Genomic DNA, 7,374 nt, shown 5'->3' with positions numbered 1-7,374 from the left:
ATAGTGAGACACACATTTTCTATTTTTTTGGGATTTAGGCTCTTGGGTCTTTTGCTTTTCATCAACAATAGGTTAATTCTATTTGAAAAATCATAGTGAACTGTCTTATTTATAAGAAAGAAAAAACAGACTAAAATTTAATCAATCTTACTTGATGTAATGTAGAGGTGTTAAAAAGCAGTTTATTACATATGTACATTAAAAAATAAGCAATTAAATTAACATTAAATTTATGTAAGAAGCATCCATTTTTCTCTCAGAAAAAGTCAAAATCTATTTTTAACTTGCATACAGAAACAACAATTATATATCACTTATATGCTATGTTTTATACATAGTGACAATCTAAACTAATTATTTAAAAAAAAATTGAAAAACATGAAAACGATTAAAATTTTACTTTTTGCATTGTTTGTAACAGTTTCTTTTACGTATGCACAATCCGGAGGTGTAGGCATAAATGATGTCGGTGGGACTCCCCACCCATCAGCAGCTTTGGATGTAGATTTTCCTAACAAAGGGGTACTGATACCCAGAGTGAATGATACATTATCAATTAGTGACCCGGCAAAGGGTTTGGTGATTTTTTCTCCTGCAGACAGTGTATTTTATTACAATGCGGGTGATGAATCAAGCCCACAGTGGATAACACTTTTCAGCAGCCCTGCCATGATGGATTTAGATATGAATGAGCAGGCAATTACGAATCTGGCATTACCGGTAGATAATGCTGATGCAGCGAATAAAGAATATGTAGATGCAGCAGTAGCAGCTGCCGGCGGTGGTTCTGCAAAACCACAGGCAATCAGTGATAAATCTGCCGCTGAGCTGACATTAGCTGAAGCTGTAGAATACTGCGAAAATCTGAATGAAAACAATCATGAAGACTGGAGACTGCCAACTTTTGATGAAATAGCCTATTTCTTCGGCTCATCAACAGATAGTGATTATTTGTGGACGAAGGATAAGTCTGACACAAAAGTTCCTGTACCAATTAATCAAAATTATGTAACAGCCAGATTAAGTGATGGGAAATGGAGAAATGATGGTTCGTTTACGAGATATACATCTTTTTCCCAGTCATTTACCGGTCAAATTAATTTGCCAACTTGGACTAATATCGGAACAATTGAGCCTACGATGGGAGGAGATGCATTTGTTTTTACAAAATTGGAATTTAGAAACTTCAGAGGTTCAATTGTTGGAAGTTGTTGTAATCCAGGTGATTTAAGACAAAGATTTATAATAAATTTTGCAGATGGAACCTCATTTACCTCCCCTGAGTACCTTACTTCTGCTTCAACAACGACTAGGTATGAGTTTAATCCATTGGATATAAATGATGCCTGGATGTTTGGACCAGTAGAAAGTATAGATTTTGAAATGCAGCAGACGAGTAATCACTATTTAGGTAGTGGTACATTTATAATACATGGTTATGAACTTATTTTCACTCACGGCGATGGAGAAGGTCTCCATGCCCGTTGTGTACGCTAAAGAAATCTAAATTGGGTTTGAAAGTAGATTGCCGGATTATTAAGCATTTTTTTTAGTAATTTGGCAATCTCTTTTTTAAAAAAATATAAAAATATGAGATGGCTTATTTTCTTCTTTATGCTGCATTCAGCAGGTTATGCGACTAATCCTGATTGTATAGAGGCTTTTGAGACGTATAGAGTAAGCGGTCAGTCGATGAGTGGTATAGTGGAAGAGGGGGAGAAGGTATTGTTAGCCAAAGGTTTTTATAAATGCAATCCTGTAGAAAGAGATGATATCGTTTTGTATGACTATGCCGGCAGCGATATTCCGTTAATAAAATCTGTGAAAGGTTTGCCGGGGGACAGTATTCAATTAAAAAACGGTATTTTACATATTAATGGAGAGGCAATTAAAACGGCAAGCGGGAATTTTTATAAACCGGACTCACAGGCAATGACAATGCTAAATTTATATATAAACCGGCACAATCAAATTATACCGGCCCGTGCATTTTTATTACTTGGCTCAAAAAGTAATACTCTCGACAGCGGAAGTTTTGGTTGGGTCAGTCAGAGGAACCTTATAGGTAAGGTCTTTTTTAAGTAATTAATTTTTAGAAGCTTTTTTTGCTCTTTGATTAAATCGTTTTTGTACTAATTGTGCAAAATCTTTCTTTTCAATTTTAGCATCTAACCAGGAAATAAGATCAAAATTTTCTAAGTATCGGAACTCAAATGCATCTGCCTTCAACTCCAGTAAATCTTTTTTCAGATTTTTAAAATAGGTAGTGATATTATTTTCGGTATAGTTTTTCTTAATCATATCTTTAACATACTTAAGCATTATACTTTCAAACTTATGTAGTTTATTTCGCTGGCTCAAATAACGGTAAGCTGATTTAACTTTATGCTCTATCAGTCTGAAATTTTTTAATTCATAGTGTGTAATCAGCTCAATAATCAGGGTTAATGAGAAGATGTCAATACGCAGTGAATCTCTTTTTTTTAGTAATTTATCAATTACATCTAAAGTTTTGTCATATTTTTTATTACCAAAAGAGGATATCATCATATTTTTTTGATAAGCAGCCCATTCCCGATTGGTCATACTGATATTATTTTCTTCTCTATAGGCTGCATATTTTTCTGCATACTCACAGGCATTTTTGAAATCCCCCTTTGTAATCAAGTTATTTATTAGAAAGGAAAAATGTAGTTTTTTTATTTTAGGTTTATGTTTCTCATAAATTTCCGGACTAAGCTTTTTGACATGCTCGTCAATTTTTTTCAGTGCCTCATCTACTTCTTTCTCATCTCTGTTAAGTAATCTGGCTGTCCAGATATAATCATATTGTTTATATAGGTATGGGATAGGATCTTCAAGAATAATATCCATATTATCTTCCATTAACTTTCTGCCCTCGTCTATTTTTTTTAAACAACTTTGAACATCATTAATACTGGCATAATAATTCAATAGAGAGAGATTTAAATGAGCAGCAGCCTTATAGTTATCAGAGTAGTCTTTTTTGTTTGCTATTTCATTTTCTATTAATAATTGTAACTCTTTATAATCATTCTCTGTTCGGGCAAAGCCTTCTTTATATCTGTAATATTCGGTTTTATGTACCAGCTCCCATTGATGATTTATCTCCATTTGTTTTTCTAATAGTTCTTTTTCTTCACACTTTATTTCCTCATACGCTTTAAGAGAGTTGCTAGAGTAAGATTTGTTTTCTAAAATCAGCTTTTCATAGCGGATTAGACTACACAATTCATTAAATCGCTGATATTTATAGCCGATTTTTTTGGTTTTTAGAATCTGTTTCTCGCATTGTTCAAATAGTCCTTTTTCGTAAAGGTTTTTAACATCCAGAATATTGTTTAGTAAAATATTTTCAATACTGGAATCAGCGGCATAACTTCTCAAACTTTTTAATGTAACATCATAGAGTCTTTTTTTTATAACCGCAAAATGACGGAGCGTTTTTTTGAAATTTTTATTTAAAAGCTGTTCTTTAATTAAGGATTCATCATAGATTTTTTGTTTTGACATTATCTCAATCAAATATGTATAAGCATCATATTCTTTATAAGCATGATTTTTTAAAAAGATCATTAAAAACCTTTTTTCAGCACGATTTAGTGCAAGGATTAAGCTGTGTAAATCAGGAGATGAAACCATATTTTAAAGCAATTAATGAAAATTTGTCAATTTAATAGAATAAAACAATTGCGTTTTTTGCTTGGGATTGCTAATATATACTTTTTTGAACGATAATGCTTAAAAAAACATTAAAAAAGTTCAGAAAGGCTTGAATTTGTTTACCTTAGATGTTTTTATATGGCTTATCTATGTAATAATAAAATTTATATTGCCTGACAAGTTATAAAGTAGCAGATAAGAATGTCGTATTTTACATTCAACTTTAAAAATTTTTAAAAAGCTTTTTTACAATTAAGTTTATGACCAATCTAAACGTTTTTTTATTAATATTGTTCGTACTGATTTTTGGTCAATCCGGCTTGTATGCCCAGCAACAAGGAATTTCTATTAATTCAGACGGAACTTTTTCACACGCATCATCAATTTTAGATGTTGAATCTACTGAGAAGGGGTTTTTATTTCCTAGAATGACAGAGCAGCAAAGAGATGATATTCAAGGCCCTGAACAATCTCTGTGGACATTTAATACAGATTGTAATTGCCTGCAAATTTTTATTGATGGTTACCGGCAAAATGTTAACTGCGCCCCCTAAAAATCACTTTAAAAATGAATGTCGGGTGTTATTAAATTCAATTTAATGCATTATTAATAGTATGTCAGCAGCTATTATATAGTTTATGCTCCTTTTTTCTAAAGCCCTTTATTTTCGTATATTTGAGCTTGTTTATAGTCTGTAGTTAAATTTGTTTTACTCAAAGTATTAACCATTAAACCTTTTAGAACTTTAGTGATATGTTACAAAAAAGATTTTTCAATAAAAGCTCGTTTTTTTTATTAGTATACCTGATAATTGGATTTGAAAGTCAAGCTTCTTGTCCGGCTCAAAGCAATTTGGTTACACTTTATAATGAAAATAATGGGCAAGCAGGTGTAATGTTTGATATTAATGCACTGGAAGATGTTACGATTTTATGCTTTGATGTAAACTTGTACACCGGTACGCATGACTACCAAATATATTATAAGGAAGGTACGCATGTTGGTTTTGAAGGAAATCAGGCCGCATGGACACTTATAGGAGGACCTGTTTCCGTCACTTCAAACGGAACAAATGTACCAACTTATATTCCTATACCTATAAATGTGAGTATTGATGCCGGAGAATCAGCAGCTTTTTATATTACCTGTAACAGGACTAATACTCCCGGTGGAGGTATTGAATATACTGATGGCTTTGGAGTGGGAAATGTAATAGCTGCAGATGCAAATATTGAAGTGCTTGACGGTACCGGTAAGGCATGGCCTTTCTCTACTAATTTTGTGTCCAGACAATTTAATGGTACAGTTTATTATGATGCTTGTCTTTCAAACCCTGAGATTGATAGTATTTTAACAACTAATCCGAGTTGTAGCAATAGTGATGGTGAAATATTGGTAAATGCTTCCGGATTAAATCAACCATATACCTATTCCTTAAATAATGATACTCCGCAAATAAGCAATATTTTTACCGGTTTATCTGCAGGTGTTTATGAAATTAAGGTGGAAGATACTACCGGCTGTTATACATTAGATACGGTAGAACTTTTTTCTCCTGACTTGCCATTAGTAGAAGCTTTTGGTGCGCAGGTTTGTGAGGGTGACTCAATACCGGCATTAACTGCTACAGGAACCGGCTTTACATATAATTGGTATACTAATCCGGATTTAGACTCTACCGCATTAATCCATCAGGGGGAAACTTTTATGCCTCCCGTTTCTATACCGGGAGATTATACATATTACGTTACGGCAACAGATAGTTTAGGCATTTGTGAAAGTCCTGCTGATACGGCAATACTAAGCATTATAGAAATTCCGTCTCCACCACTTGCAGAGGATGAATTTGTATGTATGGGGGTTACAGTTCCGGATTTAATAGCCCAAGGAGACAATATTATCTGGTATTCAGATTCTACCTTAGCCCAGGGTTCAATAGTAAATACAGGAAATACATTTGCAACCGGAGAAACAGATATGGGGATATATACCTATTACCTAACCCAAAGTGATACGGTTGGTTGTGTAAGTCCTCCGACAGTGGTAACACTTGAAATTGGCGAAATTGATTTAGATATAAGTTTATTAAGTCCTATCAGTTGTTTTGGGGAAGAAGATGCAGAAGTTTTGATAGATGTTATAGGAGGGGAAGCGCCTTTTACATATGATATTTCTCCTTCTTCAGGTACACAGCAAGATAGTTTATTTTCAAATTTGGGAAGTGGTGTTTATACATTTACTATAGAAGATGTGAATGGTTGTTTAGCAACAGATTCAATTGAGGTTATAGAACCGGATGTTCTCACTTTGAATGTTACAGCTAACGATTTAAATTGCTTTAATGATAACAGTGGCGCTATAAGTATTAATGCAAGTGGTGGGACGGATCCTCTATCTTATAGCATAGATGATGGTTTGACTTATCATCAAGATAGTACATTTGATAGTTTAAGTGCCGGAATTTATATTATTTCAGTAATGGATGAAAATGCATGTGAAGTAAATGATACGATAGAGTTGCTGGAGCCTCAAATGCTGACTTTGGATGTTGATGTTACTAATGTTTTATGTTATGGTGAAAATACCGGTGAAATAGTTGCTTCGCCTTCAGGCGGGGTAGGTGAATTTACTTATGATTGGTCACCGGAACTCAGCAATGATTCACTACAAATAAACCTTGCTGCCGGGACATATAATCTGACAATAACAGATGAAAACGGGTGTGAAGAAACAGCAGAAATATTAGTTATGGAACCGGTGCCGGTTTCCATTGATATTGAGATTGACCCCAATACAAACATTTTAGGAAACACCGTCGATGCAGGTACTGAGGTTCCTTTTGTAACAAACGTAATTACGGATGCAGGTCCGGGTACTTATACCTGGCTGCCACAAGATATTCTAAGTTGTACAGATTGTTCGGATCCAATTGCTTTTCCTGAAGAAGACACAGAGTTTATAGTTTTATATACTGATGAAAACGGTTGTACCGCTACGGATACATTTGCACTTGAAGTTGTAATTCAGGGTTCTGTATATATTCCAAATGCTTTTAGTCCGAATGGAGATGGGGTAAATGATGTTTTTGAAGTTTACGGAGTAGGAATTACTGATTTAACCTTGCGTATATTTAACCGCTGGGGAGATATGATTTTTAAATCAGAGGATGTTAATGCTGCTTGGGACGGTACTTACAATGGTAGGGATATGACTCCCGGAGTTTATATTTATATGGCAACAGTGATTTTACAAGATGGCAGGTCAGAAAGATTTTATGGTAGTGTTACTTTAGTGAGGTAGTTTTTTAGCTTTTTTTTATGGGCTTACTGCACAGAGTTTATCCAAAATACAGAAGTCAAAGCCTTATGTGCTGTAAATCGGCCCATGAGGGATTGGGTAAAAAATTATGAATGTTGAATTATAAATTATGAATTTTGGGGACTTCGCAGCACATTTTCCATTTGACATCATAATTATTCCATTTTTCTTGGATCTTACTACACTGCCTACTGCTGCTGCCTCCTGCCTACTTTCTCCCATGGGTCTTGGTCTTCTTGGGTCTTACGAAGCATATTTTCCATCATAATTTTTCCATTTCCAGCTCTTTCTATTCAGGAGATTATTACACGCGACTTTGGATCATATACAAAATCCAATATTTACGGTAGTCGCGCTCATAATGACGGTAA

5 protein-coding genes are annotated in these 7,374 nt (G+C 34.2%); 4 read left to right on the top strand and 1 reads right to left on the bottom strand.

Translation table 11 applies throughout. The features are described from left to right. Window positions 1–378: 378 nt before the first annotated feature. Both EA412_01700 and lepB read left to right on the top strand, forming a co-directional pair. The gene (locus EA412_01700) at window positions 379–1,497 is read left to right on the top strand and encodes a hypothetical protein (protein ID TVR82295.1); all 1,119 of its coding nucleotides are present in this window, start codon (window positions 379–381) and stop codon (window positions 1,495–1,497) included. Window positions 1,498–1,590: 93 nt separating this feature from the next. Further along, the gene (gene lepB, locus EA412_01695) at window positions 1,591–2,085 is read left to right on the top strand and encodes a signal peptidase I (protein ID TVR82294.1); all 495 of its coding nucleotides are present in this window, start codon (window positions 1,591–1,593) and stop codon (window positions 2,083–2,085) included. Here lepB and EA412_01690 read toward each other — a convergent pair whose 3' ends face one another. Beyond that, window positions 2,086–3,663: a hypothetical protein gene (locus tag EA412_01690; protein TVR82293.1), complete on the bottom strand. Its 1,578-nt coding sequence runs from the start codon at window positions 3,661–3,663 to the stop codon at window positions 2,086–2,088. A 281-nt stretch (window positions 3,664–3,944) separates the two neighbouring features. On the opposite strand from EA412_01690, the gene EA412_01685 reads away from it, so the two are divergent. Together EA412_01685 and EA412_01680 are read left to right on the top strand one after the other, a co-directional pair. Then, the gene (locus EA412_01685) at window positions 3,945–4,238 is read left to right on the top strand and encodes a hypothetical protein (GenBank protein ID TVR82292.1); all 294 of its coding nucleotides are present in this window, start codon (window positions 3,945–3,947) and stop codon (window positions 4,236–4,238) included. 200 nt (window positions 4,239–4,438) lie between these two features. Further along, window positions 4,439–6,985, top strand: coding sequence for a hypothetical protein (locus EA412_01680; GenBank protein TVR82291.1), 2,547 nt, complete (start codon window positions 4,439–4,441; stop codon window positions 6,983–6,985). Window positions 6,986–7,374: the final 389 nt, after the last annotated feature.

Source organism: Chitinophagaceae bacterium, assembly GCA_007695095.1.
In the GTDB taxonomy this organism is placed as follows: Bacteria; Bacteroidota; Bacteroidia; order Chitinophagales; family REEL01; genus REEL01.
Note: the sequence above shows the minus strand (reverse complement) of the source record. Positions and strands in the feature narration are given on the sequence as shown.

Coding starts and splice junctions, on each gene's coding strand:
- EA412_01690 (TVR82293.1), bottom strand. CDS start 3,663: ATGGTTTCATCTCCTGATTTACACAGCTTAATCCTTGCACTAAATCGT.
- EA412_01680 (TVR82291.1), top strand. CDS start 4,439: ATGTTACAAAAAAGATTTTTCAATAAAAGCTCGTTTTTTTTATTAGTA.
- EA412_01700 (TVR82295.1), top strand. CDS start 379: ATGAAAACGATTAAAATTTTACTTTTTGCATTGTTTGTAACAGTTTCT.
- EA412_01685 (TVR82292.1), top strand. CDS start 3,945: ATGACCAATCTAAACGTTTTTTTATTAATATTGTTCGTACTGATTTTT.
- lepB (TVR82294.1), top strand. CDS start 1,591: ATGAGATGGCTTATTTTCTTCTTTATGCTGCATTCAGCAGGTTATGCG.